Origin of the sequence: Treponema sp. OMZ 305 (assembly GCF_024181325.1) — a bacterium.
In the GTDB taxonomy this organism is placed as follows: Bacteria; Spirochaetota; Spirochaetia; order Treponematales; family Treponemataceae; genus Treponema.
Window position 1 is genome coordinate 2,475,025 of the sequence record NZ_CP051300.1, and the last position, 25,966, is coordinate 2,500,990.

25 protein-coding genes are annotated in these 25,966 nt (G+C 46.2%); 14 read left to right on the plus strand and 11 right to left on the minus strand.

Features of this window, described 5'->3' with window-relative positions; all coding sequences use genetic code 11:
- The first annotated feature begins 24 nt into the window (after positions 1 to 24).
- The 4 genes from ABK01_RS10990 to fabZ all read left to right on the plus strand — a co-directional run bounded on the left by ABK01_RS10990 (position 25) and on the right by fabZ (position 3,646).
- Positions 25 to 999 (plus strand): ACP S-malonyltransferase, encoded by a 975-nt coding sequence (locus ABK01_RS10990; RefSeq protein WP_253675657.1) that lies wholly within the window; start codon positions 25 to 27, stop codon positions 997 to 999.
- 9 nt (positions 1,000 to 1,008) lie between these two features.
- Positions 1,009 to 1,755, plus strand: coding sequence for a 3-oxoacyl-ACP reductase FabG (gene fabG / locus ABK01_RS10995; RefSeq protein WP_253675658.1), 747 nt, complete (start codon positions 1,009 to 1,011; stop codon positions 1,753 to 1,755).
- Positions 1,756 to 1,771: 16 nt separating this feature from the next.
- Positions 1,772 to 3,019, plus strand: coding sequence for a beta-ketoacyl-ACP synthase II (gene fabF, locus ABK01_RS11000; RefSeq protein ID WP_212565460.1), 1,248 nt, complete (start codon positions 1,772 to 1,774; stop codon positions 3,017 to 3,019).
- A 204-nt stretch (positions 3,020 to 3,223) separates the two neighbouring features.
- Positions 3,224 to 3,646 (plus strand): 3-hydroxyacyl-ACP dehydratase FabZ, encoded by a 423-nt coding sequence (fabZ, locus tag ABK01_RS11005; protein ID WP_016522437.1) that lies wholly within the window; start codon positions 3,224 to 3,226, stop codon positions 3,644 to 3,646.
- Between the two features lie 9 nt (positions 3,647 to 3,655).
- On the opposite strand, the gene ABK01_RS11010 is transcribed toward fabZ, so the two are convergent.
- Entirely contained in the window at positions 3,656 to 4,417 is a 762-nt protein-coding gene (locus ABK01_RS11010) for an alpha/beta hydrolase (RefSeq protein ID WP_212565461.1), read from the minus strand.
- A 252-nt stretch (positions 4,418 to 4,669) separates the two neighbouring features.
- Here ABK01_RS11010 and ABK01_RS11015 point away from each other — a divergent pair, with 252 nt between their 5' ends.
- Together ABK01_RS11015 and ABK01_RS11020 are read left to right on the plus strand one after the other, a co-directional pair.
- Positions 4,670 to 5,056: an AAA family ATPase gene (locus tag ABK01_RS11015; protein ID WP_253675659.1), complete on the plus strand. Its 387-nt coding sequence runs from the start codon at positions 4,670 to 4,672 to the stop codon at positions 5,054 to 5,056.
- Positions 5,007 to 5,258 carry a hypothetical protein gene (locus ABK01_RS11020; RefSeq protein ID WP_253676624.1) on the plus strand — a complete coding sequence of 84 codons (252 nt, stop codon included), beginning with the start codon at positions 5,007 to 5,009 and terminating at the stop codon, positions 5,256 to 5,258. Before ABK01_RS11015 ends, ABK01_RS11020 begins: the two co-directional genes overlap by 50 nt.
- A gap of 31 nt (positions 5,259 to 5,289) precedes the next feature.
- On the opposite strand, the gene ABK01_RS11025 is transcribed toward ABK01_RS11020, so the two are convergent.
- The gene (locus ABK01_RS11025; RefSeq protein ID WP_253675660.1) at positions 5,290 to 6,129 is read right to left on the minus strand and encodes a hypothetical protein; all 840 of its coding nucleotides are present in this window, start codon (positions 6,127 to 6,129) and stop codon (positions 5,290 to 5,292) included.
- Between the two features lie 110 nt (positions 6,130 to 6,239).
- Complete coding sequence (locus ABK01_RS11030) at positions 6,240 to 6,647, minus strand: hypothetical protein (protein ID WP_253675661.1); 408 nt, start codon at positions 6,645 to 6,647, stop codon at positions 6,240 to 6,242.
- A 252-nt stretch (positions 6,648 to 6,899) separates the two neighbouring features.
- Here ABK01_RS11030 and ABK01_RS11035 point away from each other — a divergent pair, with 252 nt between their 5' ends.
- The 6 genes from ABK01_RS11035 (at position 6,900) to ABK01_RS11060 (ending at position 14,524) form a co-directional block, all read left to right on the plus strand.
- A complete protein-coding gene (locus tag ABK01_RS11035; RefSeq protein WP_253676617.1) occupies positions 6,900 to 6,977 on the plus strand; it encodes a hypothetical protein in 78 nt (25 codons plus the stop codon).
- 11 nt (positions 6,978 to 6,988) lie between these two features.
- A complete protein-coding gene (locus ABK01_RS11040; protein ID WP_253675662.1) occupies positions 6,989 to 7,432 on the plus strand; it encodes a HigA family addiction module antitoxin in 444 nt (147 codons plus the stop codon).
- Between the two features lie 132 nt (positions 7,433 to 7,564).
- On the plus strand, positions 7,565 to 9,010 hold the full coding sequence (locus ABK01_RS11045) for a TldD/PmbA family protein (RefSeq protein ID WP_253675663.1): 1,446 nt from the start codon (positions 7,565 to 7,567) through the stop codon (positions 9,008 to 9,010).
- Positions 9,007 to 10,371, plus strand: coding sequence for a TldD/PmbA family protein (locus ABK01_RS11050; protein WP_253675664.1), 1,365 nt, complete (start codon positions 9,007 to 9,009; stop codon positions 10,369 to 10,371). Before ABK01_RS11045 ends, ABK01_RS11050 begins: the two co-directional genes overlap by 4 nt.
- A 107-nt stretch (positions 10,372 to 10,478) precedes the next feature.
- Positions 10,479 to 11,177, plus strand: a complete 699-nt coding sequence (locus tag ABK01_RS11055; protein WP_253675665.1) for an HAD family hydrolase — start codon at positions 10,479 to 10,481, stop codon at positions 11,175 to 11,177.
- 101 nt (positions 11,178 to 11,278) lie between these two features.
- The gene (locus ABK01_RS11060) at positions 11,279 to 14,524 is read left to right on the plus strand and encodes a SpiroCoCo family coiled-coil protein (protein ID WP_253675666.1); all 3,246 of its coding nucleotides are present in this window, start codon (positions 11,279 to 11,281) and stop codon (positions 14,522 to 14,524) included.
- 106 nt (positions 14,525 to 14,630) lie between these two features.
- On the opposite strand, the gene ispF is transcribed toward ABK01_RS11060, so the two are convergent.
- The 3 genes from ispF to ABK01_RS11075 form a co-directional block, all read right to left on the minus strand.
- Entirely contained in the window at positions 14,631 to 15,104 is a 474-nt protein-coding gene (gene ispF / locus ABK01_RS11065; protein ID WP_253675667.1) for a 2-C-methyl-D-erythritol 2,4-cyclodiphosphate synthase, read from the minus strand.
- A gap of 157 nt (positions 15,105 to 15,261) precedes the next feature.
- Positions 15,262 to 15,987: an IspD/TarI family cytidylyltransferase gene (locus tag ABK01_RS11070; protein WP_253675668.1), complete on the minus strand. Its 726-nt coding sequence runs from the start codon at positions 15,985 to 15,987 to the stop codon at positions 15,262 to 15,264.
- The gene (locus ABK01_RS11075; protein WP_212565471.1) at positions 15,947 to 16,540 is read right to left on the minus strand and encodes a CarD family transcriptional regulator; all 594 of its coding nucleotides are present in this window, start codon (positions 16,538 to 16,540) and stop codon (positions 15,947 to 15,949) included. The genes ABK01_RS11070 and ABK01_RS11075 overlap by 41 nt, the downstream gene beginning before the upstream one ends.
- 119 nt (positions 16,541 to 16,659) lie before the next feature.
- On the opposite strand from ABK01_RS11075, the gene ABK01_RS11080 reads away from it, so the two are divergent.
- Positions 16,660 to 18,246 (plus strand): methyl-accepting chemotaxis protein, encoded by a 1,587-nt coding sequence (locus ABK01_RS11080; RefSeq protein ID WP_253675669.1) that lies wholly within the window; start codon positions 16,660 to 16,662, stop codon positions 18,244 to 18,246.
- A gap of 1 nt (position 18,247) precedes the next feature.
- Here the strand turns inward: ABK01_RS11080 and ABK01_RS11085 are convergent, their stop codons facing one another.
- From ABK01_RS11085 to ABK01_RS11095, 3 genes are all read right to left on the minus strand, one after another.
- Entirely contained in the window at positions 18,248 to 18,472 is a 225-nt protein-coding gene (locus ABK01_RS11085; RefSeq protein WP_212565473.1) for a YdbC family protein, read from the minus strand.
- Between the two features lie 304 nt (positions 18,473 to 18,776).
- Complete coding sequence (gene radA, locus ABK01_RS11090) at positions 18,777 to 20,183, minus strand: DNA repair protein RadA (RefSeq protein ID WP_253675670.1); 1,407 nt, start codon at positions 20,181 to 20,183, stop codon at positions 18,777 to 18,779.
- Between the two features lie 12 nt (positions 20,184 to 20,195).
- A complete protein-coding gene (locus ABK01_RS11095) occupies positions 20,196 to 21,494 on the minus strand; it encodes a S1C family serine protease (protein ID WP_212565475.1) in 1,299 nt (432 codons plus the stop codon).
- Positions 21,495 to 21,818: 324 nt separating this feature from the next.
- Between ABK01_RS11095 and ABK01_RS11100 the strand changes: the two genes are divergently transcribed.
- Positions 21,819 to 22,265, plus strand: coding sequence for a Fur family transcriptional regulator (locus ABK01_RS11100; protein WP_253675671.1), 447 nt, complete (start codon positions 21,819 to 21,821; stop codon positions 22,263 to 22,265).
- Positions 22,266 to 22,289: 24 nt separating this feature from the next.
- Here ABK01_RS11100 and ABK01_RS11105 read toward each other — a convergent pair whose 3' ends face one another.
- Both ABK01_RS11105 and ABK01_RS11110 read right to left on the minus strand, forming a co-directional pair.
- Positions 22,290 to 24,386 carry a methyl-accepting chemotaxis protein gene (locus ABK01_RS11105; RefSeq protein WP_253675672.1) on the minus strand — a complete coding sequence of 699 codons (2,097 nt, stop codon included), beginning with the start codon at positions 24,384 to 24,386 and terminating at the stop codon, positions 22,290 to 22,292.
- 458 nt (positions 24,387 to 24,844) lie between these two features.
- The gene (locus tag ABK01_RS11110; protein ID WP_253675673.1) at positions 24,845 to 25,960 is read right to left on the minus strand and encodes an Mbeg1-like protein; all 1,116 of its coding nucleotides are present in this window, start codon (positions 25,958 to 25,960) and stop codon (positions 24,845 to 24,847) included.
- Positions 25,961 to 25,966: the final 6 nt, after the last annotated feature.

The following is a 25,966-nucleotide window of genomic DNA, read 5'->3' on the forward strand; positions in this document are numbered from 1 at the left end:
GATCATTCTTATGGAAGGAAAATAATGGAATACATTTTTTTATTTTCGGGGCAGGGTTCTCAGTTTAAGGGAATGGCTGAAGATATATGTAAGAAATACCCGTCAGCCCGCGCCGTCATCGATGAGATGAGCAAGGCTTCGGGAAAGGATATTGCGTCTTTCTTGTGGAACACGGAACCGGAAGAACTTGCACGCAGCGACCGGAGCCAGATTGCAATCACCGCGATGCAGGCTGCAATTATTACAGTCTTGCAGGAACACGGTATTACGCCGGCCGCCGCCGCAGGGTTCAGCCTAGGCGAATTTTCAGCGTTGTATGCCGCAAAGGTCTTAGACCTTGTAACGATGACAAAACTGGTAACTTTGCGCGGAAAAATCATGCAGAAATACTGCGAAAAACTCGATGAGCAGAGTAAAGCGTCCGGCAGTGGGTGCGGTATGGCGGCGGTACTCAAACTTGATCCTGAGCGGATTGTCGAAATTTTGAAACCGTATTCCGATCCTGCAACGGGGATTGTCTTTGCGGCAAATTTGAATAGTCCGATGCAAACCGTTGTATCGGGAACAGCCGAAGGGCTTGATGTCGCAGAAAAACTCTGCAAGGAAGCGGGGGCAAAACGCTTTGTCCGGCTTGCGGTAGCGGGGCCGTTCCACTCGCCGTTGATGCGCGGTGCTGCCGAAGAATTTTTCGCGGTGCTGCAGGATGTGCCGTTCAATGATCCCGTTATTCCGATTTTTTCAAATGTTACCGGAAAACGGCTTTTAACCGGCGAAGAAGCGAAAAAGAACGCCGTGCTACACCTAACGCATCCCGTACATTGGCTTGAGGAAGAGCGGGAAATTGCATCGTTAATCGGAACGGCGGAATGTCCGCTGTTAGAAATAGGGCCGGGTATGACGCTCTGCAATCTGTGGCGGGACAGCGGCTGTGCAGGAAACTGCGACCCCACCGGTACCGCTGAACAATTATCGGCTGTGATAGACGGCAGCCGTTCATAAGAGGTTTATATGTTATTACAAGGGAAAAAAACATTGGTAACCGGTTCTTCACGCGGAATCGGGAGAGAGATAGTCCGTCGCTTTCTGGAAGAAGGAGCTGAGATATGGGGGCTTTGCACAAAACCATCGCAAGGAAAGGCGGAAATGGAAGCCTTCGCCGCACAGCACAATAGCGTATTCCACGAGATATACGCCGACTGCGGAAATGCCGAAGAACTGACCGCTACGGTAAAAGAGGCGCTCAAGCAATCCGGTGGATTCCATATTTTAGTCAACAACGCCGGAATTACGCGGGACGGACTGTCGTTCCGTATGCCGCAGGATGATTGGGACTCGGTGCTACGCGTTAATTTGACCGGCGCCTTTTTAACGTCTCAAATCGTCTCTTCCGATATGCTGCGGAAGCGGGAAGGTTCCATTATCAATATGGCCAGTATCGTCGGTCTGCACGGACAAGGCGGGCAGGTTAACTATGCGGCAAGTAAGGCAGGCTTAATCGGTATGACCAAAAGCCTTGCAAAGGAGATCGGCAGCAGAGGGGTGCGTGTCAATGCGATTGCGCCCGGCTATATCGAAACGGATATGACTTCGTCATTACCGGAAGATATGCGGAAGAATTGGATAGAAACGGCTATTCCTCTAAAACGCGGAGGTACGCCGCTTGATGTTGCAAATGCGGCTGTCTTTTTAGCATCCGATTTATCCGTGTATATTACCGCGCAGGTACTCGGCGTAGACGGCGGTATGGGCGCCTAATCATAAGGAGAAAAGAATGAGAAGAGTTGTAATTACCGGTCTTGGCGCCGTTTCCGCTTTGGGAAATACGGTTGCGGAAACATGGGAAGGAATAAAAGCAGGCCGCTGCGGAATCGAGAAGATTACCGTCAACTATGACCCGGGAGATGATAGGGTAAGAATTGCGGCTGAATGTAAAGAGTTTGATCCTGCCGCGTTTATGGATAAAAAGGATGCCCGTAAAATGGCGCGCTTTTCGCAGTTTGCAGTGGCGGCAGCGGTACAGGCAGTAGCGGATGCGGGGCTTTCAAAAGAAACGATAGAGGGCGACCGTACCGGTGTGATGATTGGAAACGGCATCGGCGGTTTTGAAATCCATGAAAGTTCGTTCAAAAAATACTTTGAAGCGGGGCACTCGCGGATACCGCCTCTCGCTATTCCGCTGCTCATTCCGAACGAGGCAGCAGGCAACGTCAGTATGCATTTTGGACTACACGGCGTTTCGTGGACAATTACGACCGCCTGTGCTTCCAGCACCGACGCTTTGGGCAATGCCCTCGATTTAATCCGCTCGGGTAGAATGGATATGTGCCTTGCAGGAGGAACCGAGGCTGCAATCACCGGTTTCGGCATCAATGCGTTCAGCGTATTGCAAACACTTGCATCGGATTACAACGATGAACCACACAAAGCCTGCTGTCCCTTCGATAAGAAACGCTCCGGTTTTGTGATGGGAGAGGGTGCAGGTATTCTTATCCTTGAAGAATACGAACATGCAAAAAAACGCGGTGCAAAAATATACGCGGAGCTTGCAGGCTACGGCGGATCCTCCGACGCATATCACCTGACCAGCCCCGACCCTTCCGGTGTTAGCGGCGCTTTGGCTATGACAAAGGCCTTAGAGGACGCAGGAGTAAAACCTGAGGACGTGCAGTATTATAATGCACATGGAACCTCCACCCCAATCAACGACCCCTCTGAAACCTCGATGATTAAAAAAGCTTTCGGACAACAGGCATACAACCTGAAAATTTCATCTACCAAATCGATGATCGGGCACTGTTTGGGAGCTGCCGGCGCTTTGGAGGCAATTATCTGTGTAAAAGCAATTGAGGAGGGCTTCTGTCCTCCCACCGTGAACTTAACGGAACCGGATTTGGAAGCAGGGTGCGATTTGAATTACCTGCCGCAAAAAGGCGTTTCCTGCACAGTCGATTGCGCCGCATCCGGCTCACTCGGCTTCGGCGGCCACAACGGCGTGTTAGTGTTCAAAAAAGTAAAGTAGGAAAAATTGGGCAACCGCATTAGGAATATCTCAAGCGGTTGCCTTCCTTTTGAGATGCGCGAAATTTTAGATAAAATTTCGCGCTATTTATTTAGACGAAGGGTAAACGCATCAGACAAATGGGTAAGAATCGCAGAATAATGGAGATTGTTCTGCGGGATATCCATAAAAATGTCTGATGCGTTTACCCTAAAGGAGAAAACGATGACAAAAGATATTGAAGCTTTGCTTCCTCATCGGAAACCGTTTTTATTTGTCGATGAAATTATCCGCGCCGATGATGAGGGCAGCGAAAGCCGCTACACTTTTAAGCCGGAGGAGTTCTTTTTTAAGGGACATTTTCCCGAATATCCGGTAGTGCCCGGCGTCGTGTTGGTTGAAACAATGGCACAGGCAGGAGGCGCTGCGCTCAGCTCCATGGGCAAGTTTGAAACAGGTGCGCTGTTCTTTTTGGCGACTATCGACAAAGTGAAACTCCGCGCACAGGTACGCCCGGGAGATACGGTACGCATCGAGGTAAAGAACTTGCGCGTTTCGTCCCAGATGATTAAGCAGTCCGGTAAAATCTACAACGGTGATGCCGTCGCTGCGGAAGCAGAATGGATGTGTTTAGTAGGTAAAGCCTAGGGAATCAGCCTATCTATCCAAAAACTCGATAATGCGCTGTGCTACTAATTCCCGCTCGACATCATCGGTAACGATATGACTGCTTTCTTCCAAGATGACATACTCATTCGGCGCCTTGAGCAGCCGGTCGATAAGTTCTTTTTCCTTAAACGGTACCGACTGATCCGATTTTGATAAAACTGTTATCACTTTTGACCGAATATTCGGAAGCTGCTGAATCGCCATCTTCTGCAGTTTGTACAAGTCCGCAGCCTTGCCGACATAATCATAGTTGCAATAGTCCTTGACGCAATCATAATATTCGGGTTCTTTATAAAACGTTTTCCCTTCCGTCGGAATGGTCTGTACAAAGTATTTTAAGTACGGTGTCAGTTTGATTCGCGAATCGGCGGCCATAAATGCGGGCGCACAGAGGAAGATTTTTTCAGGCTGAAATTTTGCCGCAAGGAGCGCAGTCAACACGCCGCCCATCGAAAGTCCGCCGACATATACCGTCCGATATGCTTCGGATAAATCGAGGTATTCATCATACACGCGCCGCAGCCAATCCTTCCACGAACTTGCGATAAAGTCCTCTTTATTTGTTCCATGACCCGGCAGGCGTGGGATCGACACGGTGTATCCCGCCTTATGTAGCTGCGTGCCGAGCCACAGCATTTCCCGCGGAGAACCCGTATACCCGTGTATCAACAAAATGGCTTTATCTCCACCCTGAAAAAAATGAGGTTTGGTGAACCGATTTATTTTTGCCGGATTATTATCATAAAACATCTGAAGCTCCTATCATCATTTTATACTATGAATAAACAATACCCCGTTCCCACCCTTTTGTAAATATACGGCACATCTTGTTGTATGGCACATCTTGAGGGATAGAAGCGCCATGCGAAATTCGGATTTTTAGAAATCCCCTTAAAATATTGAAGAAACGCACAAATATTGCTAAATAAACTTTGAATAAACGTACAAATAAAAGTAAATAAATTTTGAAGAAATGCACAATATTCGGTAATATATTAGTATATGGTTTTCAAAAGAAAGGCTTATGATCAACTTCTGGATTGGAAAAAGCATTATGCGAATCGTTATGCGGTATTGCTTGAAGGGGCACGGCGAGTTGGAAAATCAACCATTGCGGAAAGTTTTGCCAAGAATGAATATAAATCATATCTTCTTATTGATTTCTCAAAAAGTGTAGATAATATCGTAAAATGTTTTGACGACATAGGAAATCTCACTTTGTTTTTTTTAAGGTTGCAAGCGGAGACGGGCATAACACTGTATGAACATGAATCCCTTATTATCTTTGATGAGATTCAGCTTTTCCCGAAAGCGCGGCAGGCAATCAAGCATCTTGTTCATGATGGCCGCTATCATAAAAGCGGGGAGTACCCATTACTACGAAGTTGATTTTTTAATTTCAAACGGCAATAAAATATCAGTGTTTGAAGTAAAGTCATCCGGAACAGGTAAGCACGAATCAATCGGTGCATTTGCAAAAAAGTTCTCGGCAAATATCGGCGCTCTGTATGTATTGTCTCAAAAAGATGTCGGCACAGAAGGATCATTGCAAAAAAAGCCGGTATATTTGACACCGTTTCTTGTTGAGTAAATAACTAAAAACTGAGGTTTTTAGAGGTTCCCTATTGTTTTTCGATTTTTATAATTTTTTCATCTTTAATATAAGCGTCTACTGTCATTCCCTCTGTGCTCAATCGTCTTATATATCCTTGTTTTTCATAATATTTTTCATTTGCGAGTGCTTGTTGGAGACTAATCTGTTCTCCTTCTGAATCATAATATGTAAGGTACTTCAAATCAAAAACATACGCAATCTCTGTGTAGGTAGTTTCTTTTTGTTTTGAGGAAACGTCTATCCTCCAAATATCATAATGATAGAAAGGAATCGAACTAGAAGGTTCTTTTACATATGGATTTCCGACATGATATGTGTATTCACTGCTTGTTTTATATACAAAATACCAATTGCCGACAGGAGTGCTATTAAAACGTGCATCTTGATTATTTGTAGGAACGGCATTCAATCTTTTAACTTCAGACCAGAATCGACTAACTTCGCTTTTTATAACGCCATTGTCATTGCTATGCCTTGGCATAATTACTGTCCCAACAGAAGATGTGCCGCCTGAATAGTGCCCTCTACCGTTTAAGCAAAGGCAGCCGTCATTGTATTCAACAAAATTCAGAGAAAAAATAAGTTGAGGTATTCCCTCTTTATATGTTTTGATGATTGTTTTATCCATATAGATCGTATCTATTTGGTTACAGAATCTTACTACTTTATCGTATTCTGTTTTGTTTGATAGTTCGATACCATGGTCACCAAAATATTTTATCAAATCATTTTCAGTTTTGCCGACAAAATATTGTTCTCCGTGCAGCCGTACACCTAAACTTGTGCAAGAGATACATAGTAATAGAAATATACAACATACAGATATTACCGCCATTCTCTTTTTCATATCAAACTCCCTTACATTGTCCTTATTGGGCATGAATTGTCCCGAAAGTTCAACCTCAGTGTATCCGTTCTTCTGCCGGTGCGGCAAAACTTTCGGGTCTGCCTTGTTACTTACTTTTTAATTCCGGAAAATGATACCGTATTAAGTCCGGATACTTGCATTGTACCGTTCACTTTTTTGTCTTGTGCTATGGTACCTTCAACAGTAAAAGGCAGGTGTGTCAATGCTGTCTTTCCGGAAGCCGTAAAACTTCCATTCGACTTTATAGTACCACTGCAGTTGGACTGTGCGCTGGTTAGCACTTGAAACCAACCGGTCAAATTGCCTTTAGTATCAATAGTGAACTCCCAAGCTCCGAGTCCTGAATCTTCTTCTCCTACCCCTGCATAAGTACCGGTATATGATATACCGCCACCACTGCCGCGGCCGACAGGGTCGGAACAGCCAAAAACGGCAAGCATCATAGCACTTACCATGCTGAATACCATAAGTACAGCAATCGTTTTTTTGCTTTTCATAAAAAACTCCTTTTGATACTAGGACAGCTTTTAGAACCTTCTCGGTTAACAGAGCTGTCCGTTCACATATTAAAACTTATCTTCCATAATACCCCCCCCCCCCCCCCTAAGAAGTCAAGAGCGTTTTGTCAAAGGTTCAACTTGACAGATACTAACCGTCAATGATAGCATTTCCCTTATGATAGTTGATTGGCTGGATAAAATAGTTTAGAAGCTTTAAAACATGACAGAAAAGGTCAATACAGTATTAGAATAAATAATCAGTGGCGTATTTGCTTTGAATGGAACAACGGACGAGTTGTTATCGTCGATATTGTCGATTATCATTAGGAGGCATATTGATGGATGTTATACTAAAACCGGTACATGTAGGCGATATACTGTATGAAGAGTTTATGCAGCCGTATTATATAACAGCATATAGACTTGCGCAAATGACAGGGATTTCGCAAACGCAAATAGGACGGATCATAAAAGGAAAAAGAGGTATTACAGTCGATACGGCATTACGTTTCGCGCAGGTTTTTAGCACAAGTCCTGAATTTTGGCTGAATATTCAAAATAGGTATGAAATTGATAGTATGAAAGCAGAAACAAAAGAAACTATTAAACAAATACAACCGATTAAGGATATTCCTTTAAATGCAGCAACTGAACAAAGTATGAACTTTGGAGGGTGCTGCATTGGTGCGCGGAACGCGCATACGTTAATGGGCGACATCGGCAATTTACAACTTCCGTGTTGTAAATTGCCTTGCGAGTTTCACAAAAATATAATTTTGTGAAACATCGTTGCTGTTTTATGCCTCCGCCATCCATAGCGGTTCTGAGTAAACTCGCAGTGTTTTTCAGCCACGCTATCTTAGTGGCTGAAAATAAACTACGTGTTTTCTTAACAAATATCGAAGGAGTTTTTTATGAAAGTGAATATACACCGGCTTTTAACGGAAGCGAAGGACGCTATTCCGCAGGCCGAGTGGATCGGATTACGGCGGGTTACCAACTATCTGACAGGTTTTTCCGCCATTGATGGTAAATTTGACGAGGCTGCCGGCGGCTCCGACGAGGGAGTTATGCTGGAGGTACTGTACAAGGGAACGTTTAGCTATGCGGCGACTGCCGACCTGAGCAGCGGCGGTATTAAACGTGCAGCGGAGCAGGCTTTTGCAGCAGCACAGGCAGCGCAGCCCTACGGCATTCATCGGTTTGACCAAACGATGCGCCCCGCCGCGCAGGTACGCTATGCCACAAAGCGCGAAAAATTAAGCGGGATTCCCGCCGCCGAAACGGTTGAGCTCTTGTGCAGTATCTGCGATGCCGCAAAGGTTTCTTCAAAGATTATTCAGACCGCTGCTTCCTGCGAAACGGGTATCTGCGAAACCGAAATGGTTTCTACCAACGGAGCCGACATCCGGCAAACCGTTCGGTTCGGCGGTATCAGCATGAATGCCGTTGCACGTGAAGGAGATATCATCCAGCAGCGGAGCGCGCACGGACGCTCTGCACTCACCTATCAGGGTGGACGGGAGCTGTTCAATCCTGTGGCGCTGCTTGAAAAGGCACGGAAGGCGGGCGCGGAAGCGGTCGAATTGCTCACCGCCGAGCCGTGCCCCAACGGTAAGCGGACACTTGTGCTGATGCCCGATCAGATGATGCTGCAAATTCATGAAAGCGTCGGGCACGCGCTGGAAATAGACCGCATCCTCGGCGACGAGCGCAACTATGCGGGCGGCAGTTTTATCACGCCGGAAGATATCGGCAGTTTCCGCTACGGTTCCCCGTTGATGAACGTCGCCTTTGACCCGACCATCGCGCAGGAGCTGGCAAGCTACGGGGCGGACGATATCGGTAACGTCGCGGTAAAAGAATACCTTATTAAAGACGGCATCTTGATACGGGCGCTTGGTAGCTTGGAAAGTCAAAAGCGGTCGGGACTCCGGGGCGTTGCAAATCAGCGTGCCTGTTCGTGGAACCGTCCGCCCATCGACCGGATGGCAAACCTCAACCTCGAAGCGGGAACGAGCAGCTTCGATTCTATCATCGCCTCAATCGAAAACGGCATTCTGATGTTCTCCAACCGTTCATGGTCGATTGACGACTACCGCAATAAATTCCAATTCGGCTGCGAATACGCCAAGCTGATCGAAAACGGCAAACTGACAAAAACCGTGCGCGACCCGAACTACCGCGGCATTTCACGGTACTTTTGGAACAGCCTCTGCGCAGTCGGCGACGGAAGCACTTTCGAGGTGTTCGGCACCCCGAATTGCGGCAAAGGCGAACCGAATCAGGTGATACGGGTAGGGCACGCAAGTCCCGTATGCGCATTCAGCGATGTTGAAGTATTTGGAGGCGGAAAATGAGTTGTGATCAAGAAATGATGTGTGAAATGGATTCCGATTTTAAATGGCATTTTGAGTCTCTTGCAGACTTTTTCTTCGATGAGCTGTTGCCCACTGAACAAGCGTCTCTAAGCTACGACGCGGAGGACACTTACTTCCTGCGGATGAATCACGCTAAGGTGCGGCAAAACGGTTTTGTGAAACAGGCGGCAATTTCGATTACGCTGTATAAAAACAAGAAAACCTATCGCTTTGCTCACGGGTTGAGCGGCCGGCTTGAGCAGGATAAGGAAACGCTTGCCGCAGCGTTGGAGAATGCACGTAGTATTATCGCGCAGCTTCCCGAAGATCCCTATCAGTCTATTCCTACTGCAAGCGACGATTCCGAAACAATCTATGACGGTGCGTTGCTTTCGCAAGAGATAATAGAAAAGACGCTGCTTGAGCCTGTGTCGGATTTGGATTTCGCCGGGCTTTTTTCGCAAGGGATGATATGCCGCGGAGCTGCCAATACGGCCGGCGCACGGCACTGGTTCCAAACAAAGACCTTTACGCTCGACTATTCGATTTGGCTGAAAAACGGACGCGCGGTAAAAGGCTTGTACGCAGGGCGCGACTGGCAGCAGGCTGAATACGAAAAACGTATCGCCGATGCGCGGCAAAGTTTGCAGGTACTTGCACTTGAACCGAAAAAAATCGAGCCGGGCAAATACCGCGTTTTTATCGCTGCGGATGCGTTGGTTGATGTCGTAGAGTTTTTCTCGTGGAACGGCTTCGGGGAGCGGGGAATGCAGCAGGGCGAAAGCGCCTATCTTGCATTAAAAGAAGGGCGAGAGCATTTTGCCGATTCCTTCAATTTGACGCAAGATTTTTCCATCGGTGTGGAACCGTCGTTTAATAGCGAAGGCGAATCCGCCCCCGAAAAATTGACTGTTATCGAAAAAGGAAAGCTCATTCATACCATTGTGAGTTCCCGCTCGGAAAAACAGTACGGGACAAAGGCAAACGGCGCCGATTCAAGTGAAGGATTCCGTTCCGAAGCTATCGGGGCGGGGGCGCTCGCCGAAGCGGATGCGCTCAAAGAACTGGGAACCGGCATCTACATTTCGAACTTCCACTACCTTAACTGGAGCGATCCGGCAACTGCCCGCGTAACGGGGATGACCCGCTTCGCCTGTCTCTGGGTGGAAAATGGAAAAGTTACAGCTCCCATTGCGGATATGCGCTGGGATGAATCCCTCTACAATATGTTCGGCGCGAATCTCCTTGCGCTCACCAAAGAACGGAAGCTCTTTGTAGAAACAAGTACCTATGAAGAGCGCGCAGTAGGCGGCTGCCTCTTGCCCGGTATCTTGGTCAAGGATTTTAACTGCACGCTGTAGGAGTGTTGAGCAGTGTACTTCTCTGCCGATGTATATCCTTGCTACATCGGCTAGACATGGATTTTTTGAGAATGGACAGGCGGTAATCCCTACGATATAATAAAAAAATGATTGTAAGTAAAATACACGGCATTGAGGCGATCGCATTCGATATAGACGGTACACTCTATCCTGCATGGAAGCTTACGCTGCGTGCTATTCCTTTTTTTATCCGGCATATCCGTTTTATGAGAGCCTTTGGAAAAGTCCGCCGTATTTTACACAGGCACAGTTCATCTGATCCGGATAAAGTGCTGCCGGATTTTTTCACTGTGCAAAATGAACTATTGGCAACTCAGCTTAATATCTCCCCACAAAAGGTAGGCGATTTTTTAGATAGAGAAATATATAAGGGATGGAAAAAAAAGTTTTTGCGCATCCATCCGTATCCCTTTGCAAAAGAAGCGATCATACGATTAAAAGAAGCGGGATTTAAAATCGGTATTCTGTCGGATTTTCCGCCCGAACAAAAAGGCTCCGTATGGGGCATTCTTCCGCTCTGCGATGCTGCGCTGGATTCCGAAGCGATCGGGGCGCTTAAACCTTCCCGTATTCCGTTCCTTAAACTTGCCGAAGCCTTAAATACACCGTGCGAACGGATACTGTATGTCGGGAACAGTAAAGCTTATGATGTGGCAGGGGCTTCTGCAGTCGGTATGAAGACCGCTTATATCGCAAATCCGCTTGTTTCGTTTTTTAGAAAAAAGCCGCTGAATGCGGATATTTCCTTTTCAAACTATCGTCAATTCTTAAACTATGTGTTATAATGCGATATAATAGGTAGGATAATTTTGAAAACCGCCGTTTTTAGATGTGTCCGATATATTTATTAAAATAGAATTTATTTTAAGTAAGGGTGGAACTTAGAATGTCAATGCAACTTTTAGCCTCCGCGATAACGCTTATGCTTTCTTTAATGCTGATTCTTTTTTTTCGGCAAATGGATAAAAACAGCCGTTCGATTGAAAAAGCGAAAAAATACGGCGACCGTGTTAAAGATGAAATAGAAGGGTTTGTCAAGGAACGGACGCAGAATTTGCGTGATGCGGCGATTGAGCTTGACGCAAAACTTTCGCAAGCCATTGCGGCTGTTAACCGGCTCGATTCCATATATAACGATTTTATGAAAAAATCCGATGTGTTGACTGCCCGTTCATCTTCCATAGATGCAATAGAAAAAAATGTGGCAGGGGCGGAAGAGACTATTAAGACTGTTATGGACATGGCCGCCCTTGCGGAAAAAAATCTTTCGCGTGTCAGCCAAGAGTCCGACTTTGTCGATTCGCTTGCAAAGAAGATTACGGATGCGCGGAGTGAATTGAATCATATTTCAAAGCTCATGCCCGAAATGCAGGACAGCTTTTATAAGCAAAATCGTGAACATCTCCAGATGATCGAAGAACAGCTTACGGCGGGATTTAATAATACCATCAGCGCTTTTGAAAATAGGGTTTCCGGCGCAGAGAAAAAAAGTGCGGAATTGCTCGAAGTAACCTCGATCCAATTGAACGACCTTTATAAAAAGGCATTTACGGAGGCAAGCAAAAAAGCGCAAAACCTTGGTGATGAGTCTTTTACCAAATTGCAGAACCAAATAGAGATGCAGATGCAGCACTATAAGTCGGTGCTTGATGATCGCTCCGCAGCGCTTGAGGCGGAGATCACTGCCGGTATGACCGAAAATAAAGCGCTTACCGAGAAATTTAAAAAAGATTGGCAAGAAGAAGCGGATAAGTTGGAAAGTTCGCTTCATTCAAAGTTCAGCGCAGCGGAGATTGCATTTACACAGCGCATCACCAATCTTGAAAAAGGCTTGGAGAAAACCGAGGCCGATATGGAGAATACGAATCGGCAGCTTGATTCGCGGCTTACCGACTTTGAAACGGGATTAAATGCCCGCCTCGAAAAAACAGCGGCAAAGGCGGCGCAAAGCCTTACTGCACTTTCCCAATCGGCGGATACAAAGTTTGCCGAATATAAAAAACAAGCGGTCTACTATTACGAAAAATTTGATAAGTCTATTGCCGATATCGATAAGCTTTCCGCTGAGATGGAAAAGGCGCAAGAATCGGTAAAAGACCGGCTTTTGCAAGACTTTGGAAAACATACCTATACCATGCAGGAAAAATACAACGGATTCGAAAAACATTTTTCCGAACGGGCGAATGCGCTTGCCGGTCGCTTGCAGGAGATAACCGAACAACTGAACGTTCTGCGTGAAGAATCGCAAGCCGCGCTCTCCGAAAAGCTGCATACTTTTGAAACCGATTTTGCAAGCGAGCTAACCCGCCGCAGCGATGCACTCAGCGGAGACATCCAAAAGCTGCGGAATGATGTTACCGAACGGCTTGCGCTGATGGGATCGGAAAGCGAGTCGGCACGTAAGGATTTGGAAGATGCGTATAAACAGGATCTAAAAGCACGGCTTGCGCAAACGGCGGAGGAGTACAAGGGGCACTTTGCAAAATTCAAAGAAGATATTGCTGCAATCGAAGAGGGGATTGCCAAACGTATTACGGCAAGCGACGAGGCGCTCTTAGCCTATAACACTCAGTTTAAAAATATGATGGATCAGACAAAGGAAAAAGCTCAAACATATATGCGCAATGAGCTTTCCGGTCTCAAGCTTGAACTGCAAGAATCGATGCGGCAGCAAAGTGTTGAAGTTGAAAATGTTACAAAAGAGGTAAAAAACTGGCTTGATACGGTTAAACAAGAATCAGGCGGGCAGCTCGACGCAGCAAAAACCGATTTTGAAACATGGAAGGCGCGTATCGATCAACAACTGGCAGAGATGCGGACTACGGTGGACGAAAAGGTTGCTAATTTTACTGCGTCGACGGAACGGGCTATCGAAGGTATCGGTTCAAAATACACCTCGTACTATAAAGATTTCAGCGTGAAAAGCGACGAGGCGCTTAAACTGATGCAGCAGAGAATCAATGATCTGAATGCAAAGGTGCAGAGCGCCGAAGAAGAATTTTCTGCACAGGTGCGCAGCGTTACCGAAACCTTTACGCGCGATGCGGAACAGGCTACCAACGAGCTGGATAAACGGATTAACAACGCGACGGGGGAAGCAAATCATTCGCTTGACAACATCAGGGAGCTGGTACACGGCCTGCGCAGTGAAGTGGAAGAAACGCAGCATGATTTATTCGAAAAGATACGACGCGATTCCGAGCAGCTGACCGAAACCGTAGAAGAAATCGATAAGCGGCAAAACGCCTTTATTACGCAGACGCGCGTATTTGACCGTGCAGACGAGTTGAAGGCTGATTTGGAACAGAACATCGAAAAGCTGAAGGCGGAGGTTACCCGCTTTGAAATTTACCGCAATACAATGGATGATCTGAATCTGAAATACGAAAAGGTAACTCATCTTGAAGAGGAAGCAACACAGAAAATCGCGCGATTTATGGGTGAGCGTAAAAATATTGAAATTTTGGAAAACGATTTTGCAAAACTGAGTGTGCTGTCTGAGTCGATGGATAAAAAGCTTGTTGAGCTTGCTTCGGCTGATGATGAATTACAGCGCTATCAGGTACAGATTCGGCGTATTGAAGAAAGCATTGCTGATGTGAATACCCGCTATGACCGCTTGGAGAAAAAAGGTACCGTGCTCGACCAAACGGTGCAGAGCATCGATGCTGCCTTTGAAGATTTAAAGACCGTTGAAAAAGATATTAAGACGGTACAGAGTAAGCTCTACACCATTCCGCCCGAACTGCAGGATATTCAAGAAAAGATGGAGTATCTTATTTCCAATCAGGAAAAAGCGGAGAAGGCGCGGGAGCAGCTTGATACCATCGATGAATTGCTTGGAGAGCTTGAGGGGCGCATTGAAAAACTGCACAATGCCCGCGAGTGGCTTGCCGGTACTGAAACGCGCTTACAAGATATATCGAAGAATTCCGAAAATCAATTGAAACTGCTGGCGGATTTGGTTAAGGCCGAAAAGCCGGTCAACAAAACGGAGGGTGCAACGACAGTCGGTACCCGTGAGAATGTGTTAAAGCTCTTTAGAAGCGGATGGACGCAGGACGCTATTGCCAATGCCCTCAATCTATCGCAAGGAGAGGTACAGCTCATCCTAGAGCTTGCCGAAAAATAGGCTGACGCTACGCCACTTAAATACTGTATTTGTTTTCTCCCTTATTCTACCGGTGAGCAGCTTTAAAAATACCGTTAGCTTTTAGAGCTGGTATGGGAGTAGGGAGCTAGCGAGAGAGAAGACAGGTGCACCACACGGCGGCGGCCGTACCGCTGCCGATAATGCCGACCCCTTCGCCGGTTTTTGCTTTGACAAAAATTTGATCGATTTCTACCGATAGAATTTCTGCAATAGACCGGCGGATTGCCTCGCGGTACGGCAGAATTTTCGGCTTTTGGATTGCGATAACACAATCGGCGTTTTCAAGCTGCCAGTCCGCTGCCTGCACCTGTTCCCATACTGTCTGTAAGAGCATCCGTGAGTCGGCGCCCTTCCACTGCGGATCATTCGGCGGGAAAAGCTCACCGATGTCGCCAAGACAAGCGGCTCCGAGCAGAGAATCCGCAAGTGCATGGAGCAGCACATCGCCGTCGGAATGACCCGCTTCCCCTTTTTCAAAAGGGATATGAACCCCGCCTAAGATTAACGGCCTGCCTTCAACAAGGGTGTGGAGATCATAGCCTAAGCCGATTCGTATCATAGTGTTTTCCTTCCATAAAAAGTCAAGAAGAAAGTGTCAACTTTCGATTGACTTTTTACGCACATTCGCAACGAAGTGAGAACGTGCAGATGATATACGAGTTTGCGCACCGCAAACTTGAGTAAATAAAAGCCGTGCCATTTGTACGGCTTTTATTTTACACTCCCGAGAAGTCTTCGCGATAGGTGATTTTTTTATTTTCCCGCGCTCCGGGGCAGATGTAAACAGCTCCGCAATATTGGGCATAGATTTCGCTGTCGTCGGTATAGGTATTGCCGTCATTGCAAGCTTGGCGATGGGCATAGAGCAACGGCTCAAAGCGGAAGCCCTGCGGTGTTTGTACGGCGGCAAGCAGGTCTCTTCTAAGATGCCGGATAATCTTTCCCGTTTTGTCCACTTCTTTTTGTGTATCCGTTACGGGTATGGCAGGGACTGCCGCTCCGTATTGTTCGGTTGCCGTTAATACTGAAGTAATCACTTCGCCGGAAACCCACGGCCGCGCTCCGTCGTGTACCAGTATATAGGTTATGTTTTTATCCGCAAGAGCTAACAGCCCCTTGTACACCGACTCCTGCCGGGTTGCTCCTCCTTCAACGATATGGAGAGTATCTCGGTGTGTACTGAAAAAAGAAGAAAGCCGCGTATCTGCAGCAAGCAGTGAATAGACCGTTTCAACTTTACCCTGAGGCACGGTTATGACATAACAGCTAACACATCCTGCCGATACGAAAGCATAGAGACAGGCAGATAGCACCGATGTATGCGTATCGGTACTTAATGGAAGAAATTCTTTTTTTTTCCCGAAGCGTTGGGAGCTCCCGGCCGCTGTAATCAGAACGGCATTATTCGCCGTCATCGAAATCGTCTTCGTCATCCATATCATTTATGTTATCGTCAAACATATCATCAACCTGATCTTGCTTTCCGACAGGAGCGTTTTTACTTAAAACCTCCAGATATGAATGAATCAGCGCTTCAATTTCCGCCTTCGGTTTTTGCAGTGCGTAACAGAGCTCATCGTAAAAAATGCGATAGGCGGAATCGTATAATTTACGCTCTTGGATAGGGAGTTCTTTTATTTTACTGCGGTGGTAGAGTGAGCGGACGATGGAGGCATTGTCTAAAACGCTCCCCGTTTTGAATAAATCAAGGTTCATTTGATACCGCATCTTCCAATCACTTGGGATGGGGTCAAACTTTTCGGATAAAAACGCCAGTGCAGCTTGCGCTTCATCAGCGGAAACGATCGTCCTGATACCTAACTCAGTCGCCTTGAGGGCAGGCACAAGAACTGTCATGTCGGATTCATCAAAGTAAATGACGTAATACGTCAGCATTTCATCTTTGAATTTTTTTTCGCTTATTTCGACGATTTCTCCGACACCTTGACCGGGATAGACAACCCGTTCTTTCACTGTAAATGAACATTCAGTCATATATTGCCATCATAGCATAAAGAACGGCTTTGGTCAAAGAGGTCTTTGAGCAAACGCATCAGATTGTATTTTAATCTATCGGTGATTATTGTCCGATACTTATACTGAGGCTTATTGTTATGAACATAAAACTGAAAATCGGAATCTTATCGGGCATACTGGTTTTGTTATTGCTCATTGCAGCCGGAACTTTTATGCAAATTTCAAAACCGGCTGATACGCTTGAACAGCAGATTGTACAACTTGCCGGTTATGAACGTAATATGCTCTATGTACGAGGGACTATATATCGTTACGGCATTGCCGGTGTGCATATTCCTTCTTCTGTCATCAGCGCTTTAAGTAAGTATGAGCCGACGTTAGTTGCCGTGGAATATGCCACAGAAAAATATATGGAAAAAGATAGCACATTACGGAGCCGCCTTTCGGGGTATTTTACTTCTGCCCGTTCAATAAATGCGGAATTTACCACACTGATTAATGATTATAATCAGCTGGGCGCAGCAAAGACGAAACCGTTTGATGAAAAAAAAGTGGAAACAATTGAAAAACTGGTTGGTACTCATATTAACGATTTTGAGGCGGTATCCGGTGCATTAGAGAGCGCTGCCAGCCGGTATCGGAAACAAGCCGCAATTCTTTCGGGTATATTGATTTCGGTAACATGGCTGTTGGGGCTTTTTGTTACATGGGCACTGGTACAAACTATCTATACCATCTTACTTGCCCGTAATGCAAAAAGACGAATTGTATTAAAAGCGGGGCCAAAGACCGACGGAGCGCATGATACGGCGTCGCAGCTGCGGCTTGCTTCCGGTGCAACTTCTTTCCGGTCATCACAATCGGAGCAATCAGCAGAACCGGCACGCTTTACGTTTGGCAACCATGAAGCAGGAGTTTATACAGAATCAGCGGTAGCGGCGGCATCGTGGGGGACGAAAGAGCGCAGCAATATGGAAATCCGCGTTGCCGGTAATACGCGGCCCGATACAAAGGATAGCGCTTTTGCTGAAAGACAAGCAGCTATTCTTGAGCGCAATACACAGCTGGAACAAAATCTTGCCGATCTCCAGCGCAGCTATGATTCACTGGAAAAGAAACACACCGATTTGCAAGCAACGTATAAAACGATGCAGATGACAGCAGAAAAAGAGCGCGACGGATATCATCACTCAGCAGCTCAGATGAAAGAAGTTCTTTCTTCGGTACAGCAAACCGCTGAAAACCATCGTACCGATTCCGAAACGGCGAAAAAACTGGTGGAAACATTTAAAACCGGACATCAGCTGTTCAAAACTACCCATGATCACATGCAGTTTATCATTCAAAACGTTTCGAAAATCCAAGAAATGTCTGAAATTATCGAAAGTATTGCAGAACAGACGAAGATGTTGAGTATGAATGCAGCAATTGAAGCAGCGCACGCCGGCGATGCCGGTAAAGGGTTTGCTGTTGTTGCGGAAGAGCTAGGTCGTCTTGCTGCCGCTGCACTGGAAAGTTCTCATGATATAGGCGGAACCATAAAACAAGTGGTAACCGTCATCACCGGCATTGGAACCACCAGTGATGAACTTGATCAATCCTTTGAAAAAATCCATTTGCAAACGGATGCCATCTATACATCGCTGGTAGACTTTTCTTCAAAAATTGAAAAAACCGGCGACGAGGCGAAAACGGCTCTAATGCACTTTTCTACCTTAAAATAGGTTACAGTTGCATACCGTTCAATAACGCTTTGAGCGCAGCCAGTTCTTCTGCAGTAAGCGTAACCCCTTTTCCCATTTTTTCGTGATCGGGAGACCAACTGCGGAGATCGTATTTGGGGTTGCGCCCATTCCATGCCACCGAGTTTAATTCCATCGTCCATCCGCTTTTTGAAGTAGAAAGAACCCCATGTTTTTGAGTAATTTCATAGCTAAATTCATCCGCCATAATTCCCTCCATGTATGTGTTATAGCATAATCTCATCGATAGGGCTAGCAAACAAAAATTATTTTACTTTTTTTGTTATACATGCTTGACATAAATGTAATCTTTTGCTAACATACCATCATACAAGAAGTTTCTTGTAAGGAGGTTGCTATAAGTCAAAGGCGTTCGTAAAAAGTATTGATAAGTGTGAATGATTTATACTCTATTTTTAAACCGCTCCATCTTGCATACTCCTGGAGCGGTTTTTTTATACTCGTTGCAACAGAAACTCGCTTTATGAATTTATCTTGGACAAATGTGGAGACTACTTCCCCGCACCGAAGGCACATTTGATTGTTTCGGCGAGGTTTTCTACGCGGGTAATGCCTTGCATTGCAGGTTCGGGTTCGTCGCCGTCGCCGGCGGCTGCCGGGACATAGAGTTGGGTAAAGCCGAGGCTCTGCGCGGTTTTAATCAGCGGCTTTAAGCGGCGCACCGGTCTGATTTCACCGGCAAGACTGAGTTCTCCGATAAATGCTTCGTTTTTACGCGCGGGGATATCCGTTCGCGCAGAGTAGAGCGCAAGCGCCAAAGCCAAATCGATAGCCGGTTCCCGCAGCCGGATGCCGCCGGCGACATTGATATAAATATCTTGATCGGAGAACCGCAAGCCTATCCGTTTTTCCAGTACGGCGGCGACACGGCTGACCCGTGCGGAATCTATCTTATCGGAGAATACGCGCGTCATTGTACCCTTAGCGGGTACCGTAAGCGCCTGAATTTCTACCATAAACACGCGGCTGCCTTCAAACACCGGCACCGTCGCAGACCCGGCAGGCAGCTCGCCTTGCCGCTGAATGATAAACAGCGCGGCGGGATCCTGTACGGCAGCCAAGCCTTTTTCATCCATCCTGAAAATTCCCAGCTCGTCCACCGAACCGAAGCGGTTTTTAAGGGCGCGGAGAAACCGCACATCATCTTCGTTCCGCTCAAAAGAGATAACGGTATCGACCATGTGTTCCAGAACCTTCGGTCCAGCGATGACGCCTTCCTTTGTTACATGGGCGGTAAGAAAGAGCGCAGCGTCCCGCTCCTTTACCCACTGCACCAATTCGTTGGCGCAGTATTTGAGTTGATTGATCGTGCCCGGGATGGTGCCTGCCTGCGGGGAAAAAAGCGTTTGTACCGAATCGATAATGACGATAAGCGGGTTGAGATTATTTAATACTTTTTCGATATTTTCCACCGAATTGGTACAGAGCAGTTCGATATTTTTGAGCGGAACACCGAGCCGGTCTGCACGGCCGCGTATCTGACCAGCGGACTCTTCACCGGATACATAGAGCGTCCGCTGCCCTACGGTTCCAGCTGCTGTGGCAGCTGCCGCTTGTAAGAGCAATGTTGACTTTCCGATACCGGGTTCGCCGCCGATCAATACGGCCGAGCGCTTTACCGCACCACCGCCGAGCACTCGATCGAATTCAGAAATGCCGGTTGTAATGCGGACGGTATCGTGCACCTCCACCTGTTCAAGCGGGATAGGATGCGCCTCGTCCGTTTGCCGCACGGCAGCGGCGCTCGAAGCAAAGCCGGGGGTAAAGTCCGCTTCTTGGAATTGCTCCTCCAAGGTATTCCATTCGCCGCAGCCGGGACAGCGCCCGAGCCATTTCGGCTGGCTGTACCCGCATGAGCTGCACCGGAATATCCGCCCGCCGGCCTTCTTTTTTGCCATCCCCTTCGTTACCTATTCATCGTTCCGTTCGGAAAGGGTAAGCGTCAGTTTTACGGTCTTATTTCCGCGGAGCACCGTTACGGCGATGCTCTCATTCGGTTTTTTATCTTCCAAAACAGCGTAGTATTCGCTCAAGTTGCTGACAGCCTGACCTGCAATTTCGGTGATGATGTCGCCGCCGAGATAGATAACCGCAGCGCGCTTCCCAATACCGTAGCGGACGGCATTTGCTCCACCACGAAGCCCCGCCTTTTCGGCATTACTGTTCTTTTTAACGCGGGAAACCAATAGCCCGCGCTGCACCGACAACCCTGCATAGTTTGCAATCGACGCGTTCAGCTGTACCAACTCCGCATCGATGGAAGCGCGGCGGACTTTTCCGTACTTGATAATCTCGGATACTACCCGTTTTGCCGTGTTGATGGGCACCGCAAAGCCGACGCCTGCGGAACTACCCGACGTAGAATAGATCATCGTATTGATACCGATCATCCTGCCGTCGGAATCGAGGAGCGGTCCGCCCGAGTTGCCGGGATTGATGGCCGTGTCGGTTTGAATCATATTTTTGATGATAACGTTTTTATCGGTTTGGATCGGGCGGCCGAGGGCGGACACAATACCGACCGTCAGCGTTCGTGTTAAGCCGAAGGGGTTCCCGATTGCGAGTACCCGCTGTCCCACCTTGAGTCCATCCGAATCGCCGAATTTTATCGTCGTCAACTGAGTGTTTGCAGGCGGGTCGAATTTGAGCACCGCAAGATCGTTTTCACGGTCTACCCCGATAATCTTTGCGCTGTATTGGCTGCCGTCCGAGAGAGATACGAATATCTTTGTCGCGTCCTCGATAACGTGAGTGTTGGTAAGGATGTAGCCGCGGCTATCAATAATCGAACCGGAGCCGGAACCACCTTCCTGCGGAATCGGTTCAAGGAACCAGTTTACCCCGACCGTTTCCGTGGTGATATTGACAACCGCATCATTGGTATTTTCGTACACCGAAATATTTTGCTTTTCTTCTGCGGTGTAACGGCTCGCCGGTTCCGCGGCAGCGGTCAGATACGGGCTTGTCTGCTCCGCCGATTCGGAAACACCCACACTCCCGCTGTTTTCGGCGCTACTACTCCGGACGCCGTTCTGCTGCGCAAGGGCACTGTTACTTTCAGCCAATGCTTCAAGCTCGGCTGCGGCCTCTCCCTGCGGTGTATTCGTTCCATGCCCTAAATAAAAGCCTGCCCCGTAAGCAGCAAGCGCAATAAAACAGCCGATAACGGCTGCAGAAAGAATCAGCTGTCTTCTAGTGTAAAGCTTCATACGCGCCCCTCTTAAAAATTATACCGGTATTCTAAGGAAAACCTCTAAAAAACTGCGGCTTTTAGCAGTTTCTGTTATAAATATACAAAAAAAAAGCCTCCCCGCCAATAGAAAAACATCGGGATAAACGCATCGGATTTCTTTTCAACAGCCTCTTTATTCTGAGATATTTATTCATCTATATTATGAAGCATCCATAAAACACTGTGTTTTGCCCTTTCAAAAAAAGGTATTCTCCTGTATAATGAGACATCTCTAAAAACTCAAGCTTTTAGAGATTCCCAATTGATCTATCGAATAGATAGTGCGTAGGACATAAAAAGTATGGAAAACCCGCTTGTTACAAAGAAGTTGCGCAAAACAAAAGCACGAAATTTGATTATCAGTATTTTATCTCAAGATAAAGATAAGGCATTCTCTGTCGAAGAACTGCATGAAGCCTGCGGGGAGGATCTGCAAATTGACTTGTCGACGGTATATCGGACGATGCATACGCTTGCCGAATCCAATTTTGTAACAAAGAGCATACATCCTGACGGAAAAGCCTATTTTCAGATTGCATCTCAGCAAGGAACAGAACATCACCACCGAATTGTATGCAGTAAGTGCAAGGCTTCGGCCGATATTGCCGTTTGTCCGCTTCACGATTTGGAAGACCAAATCTTATCCGAAACGGGCTTTACCATGACATCACACAGTATAGAACTTACCGGTCTTTGCCCCGCCTGCAAAGCTGAAGAGGAAGCGCAGCATACTATAGGGCATCCCTAAACAACTGAGATTTTTAGAGGTTCCCTATACCTTAAATTTTGAAACTTCTTCAGCCAAATTTTCAATACTCCGTTTATTCTTCTGTGTAATTGCATTCACTTCCTGCACGGCATTATTAATTTGTGCAGCTCCCGATGCCATTTCGTTTATACTTTCCGTGATAACACAAGTCAGATTGTCGAGTTTTTGCATTTCCTGCGAAGCTTTTTCTCCGCCTTTCAACATTTCTTCCGAACCGGTTTGCACTTCAACCGTTACCGTATTAATGCTCTTAATAGCTGCCAGTACTTCCTTACTACCATTCTCCTGTTCCTGCATCGATTCGGTAACCTGTGTACTCATGGCTTTTACCTGCTCTGCAAGATTAAAGATCGCATTAAACTTTTCTTCAACAGTTTTCGACGAAGCAGAAAGCATTTCAATTTCACTTGATAACATTTTCAATGTAGCGGTAATGCTTTTGCCTTGTGCTGCAGAATCTTCGGCAAGCTTACGGATTTCGTCTGCTACAACGGCAAATCCTTTTCCAGCTTCTCCTGCGTGAGCAGCTTCTATTGCAGCATTCATTGCAAGTAAATTCGTCTGCGATGCAATGTGCTGAATAACACTTGATGCTTCCAAAAGAGAACCCGATTCTTCTGCGATTTTCTGTGTTACAGTATTAGAGGTAACAATTGTTGCCTTGCCGTCACCGGTTGCAGCGGTAAGCTCTTTGATAACAGAGTCTGTTTTCTCAAGCGTTTTTCCGATTGATGCGATATTTGCAACCATTTCTTCTATCGATGAAGAAGATTGCACGACACTTGTCGCCTGCATCTCGATACCGGCATTCAGTTGTGTAATTGTACGAACAATCTCTTCAATAACGGCAGCTGTTTCATTGACGCTTGCTGCTTGAGTTATCGCCTGCTGCTTTACCTCATCGATGTTTGCACTAATCTCATGTACTGCACTCGCCGTTCCTGTCATATTAGATGCAAGTTCATTACCTACTTCTTTCATTATGCTCGTGTTTGTTCCGACTTGGTGAATAGACGCCGCAATTTTTGAAAGCATTTTATTGAAATATTCAGATAATAGCGCTATTTCATCTTTCCCATGAATTGGCAATCGGAATGTCAAATCCCCATCTCCTTGAGCAATATCTTTAAGCGCAGAAGCAGTATTACTCAATGGTTTGCTTACGGTTTTTCGTATTGAAAAATACAGCAACGAAATAGATATTCCTATTACAATGATTGTTACAAGCAGTGGGATTTCTGCAATGGTAAACATACCGGGTAAAAAATCATCCACAGGCGCAATAAATACAATATTATACGGAAGATTTGCAATCTGTCGTCCGCTGTATATCATCTTGCCTCTTTTTCCATCTTTCCATGTTTTTATATCAGGATATTGCGGAATCTCATTCATCGTTTCCGGTAAATATTCTTTTAATGATACGCCAAAACTTTCATTATTTGACGAAATAACGATATTATCATTTTCATCCGTTACAAATAGGATCGAATGTGCAGACGGTAGTGTTTGTTTCATTGTCTCAACCGATTCGTCAAGATCAAGCCCTACGCCAACAATCCCTAATAATTCTGATTCTTGATTATAAACGTGTGCATTGATCCACAACCCCATCACACCGGTCTCTTTGCTTTTGTTGATATTGAATGTTACTTTTTCTTTCAACTTTATCGTTTTAAAAAACCATGCATCCGCCGGTTCACTTTCCTTCAAGAGGGAATAATGAACCTTTTTATTTGCGTCCACTATATAATAATCTTTTGTCTGTGTACTTGATACCCAAGAAGAGATAATACGTTTTTCAGAAGCAAACTCTTCAAGACGACGTATAATAGCATTCTTACTTTCGCCTTCAGGCGTACCATCGTCCAACCAATCAATAAGTATTTGATTATTTGCCCACGCTTCTGAACGAGAATATCCGAACAATAAATCGGACTGTAAATCGATGCTTGCCATCGATAAAACTCCCGGAACGCCTTTGTAAAATTGTCGTTCAACTAATTGGCGAACAGAAAAAACCGAAAACCCTAATATAACACATGCCGCAATAGAAACCGTCAGTGCCATTGAAAGTGTCAGTTTAGAACGTAACGTCATATACATCTCCTTTAAAAATTAAGCAGACTGATCGAATGTGTCAGGGGGATATCTTTTAAAAGCCGTATTGGTCTTAAAAGATATCCCCCCTCGCAACAAAGTCTATAATGCTATTAGAATGCTATATAGAACATCTCTAAAAATCTCAGGTTTTAGAGGTTTCCCATAAATTTCTCCTTACTGTAACGGATAAGTACAGGTATCCGCTATAAATAAATCTTCTTCTATAATACCCCCCCCCCCCCCTCAAAAGTCAAGCAAAAAAATGCTTTTTCTTGTTCAAAGAAGAGAGATGGTATCCCCCTAGCCTAAACGGAACCGGTTAGACAAAATAGATAAAATAGCATGATTTTAACGACTTGCAATTTGCTACAGAAGTCTTACAGAGTGTATAAAAACTATATTCAAAACTGTCACGAAGAATTTATCCGCTTTATGTTCGCTTTTGAAATTAAGAATTACGGATACGGAAAATGTGTATAAACTGCCCCAAAGAATGCCTTGATAACGGCAAACAGCTCTCGCCGCCGGTCGGAATCTACCGTATGCAGCTCTTTTAAAATATGCAACGAATGAGCAAGTCCGTTGGCGGTTAATTCGCTGAGCGTTTCCGCGCCGGTGCCGAACAGGACGGCAAATAATGTTTCGATAAATTCTTTCCGCTCGGTATCGTTAAGATGAGAAAGCCATTCCCGTATGGTTTTTTCCGCAAAATAGCTTTCCTTTGTCCGTCCTTGCTGATACGCTACAAATTCATCTCGTTTAATTTGCCAAGAAAACGCATCATGCTGCCAGAAGGTGTTGGTTTCGGCGCTTTCAATAACGGTATAATGCGGCAGATAGGATAAAAGCACGCCGACAACGGACGACTGCGGAATAAAAGAAGCAGTTTTAGGGATAATCGCTTGAAATCCGCTCCGTTGTTCAATATCGAAGGCAAAGCCGGGACCGTCAAAACAGAACACCCGCTCAATCCGCTCCCGTACCGAAGCGGCGGCAGTCCCAGCCGCATAGAGCGCAAGGTTTCCGCCCTTGGAATGCCCCGCAATGTAAAGCTTTTTGCTACCGCACACAACGGCAGTTTCTGCAGCCGCCGAAAGATAATCCGCCGCCGAAGCATGAGAGGGGATGGGTTCGGGAAGGCTCAAAAGGCAGTCTTCTTTCCATCCGATTATAGTATCGTCCGTACCACGATAGACAACACAGGCGCATCCTGTTGGAAGTATAGCAGTTATTGCTGCGAACTGCTTATCCGCATTGCGCTCAATCTCATTCACAAAGCCTTTTAAAAGAATGGAACCGAAGCGCTCCGTTTCCGCAGCGTTTTTGAACAAATCAGCGGTGAGTGGATTGATAAACACACCGAACTCTTCGGGGGTTCCACGTGTAGAATCGGCGGCATAGATACGGGCAGCTTCCCGCAGCGTAATACCACCGTCAAATTGAGTAGGGACAATATCGGAAAAGTTAAGGTAAGAAAGTTGACACAGAACCAGCGCATCTATCGCATTAAACGGGCGCACCTCAAAGGGAAGATCGCCGCGCCAAACTACATAATCGGAAAGGTTTGCCATCGAATG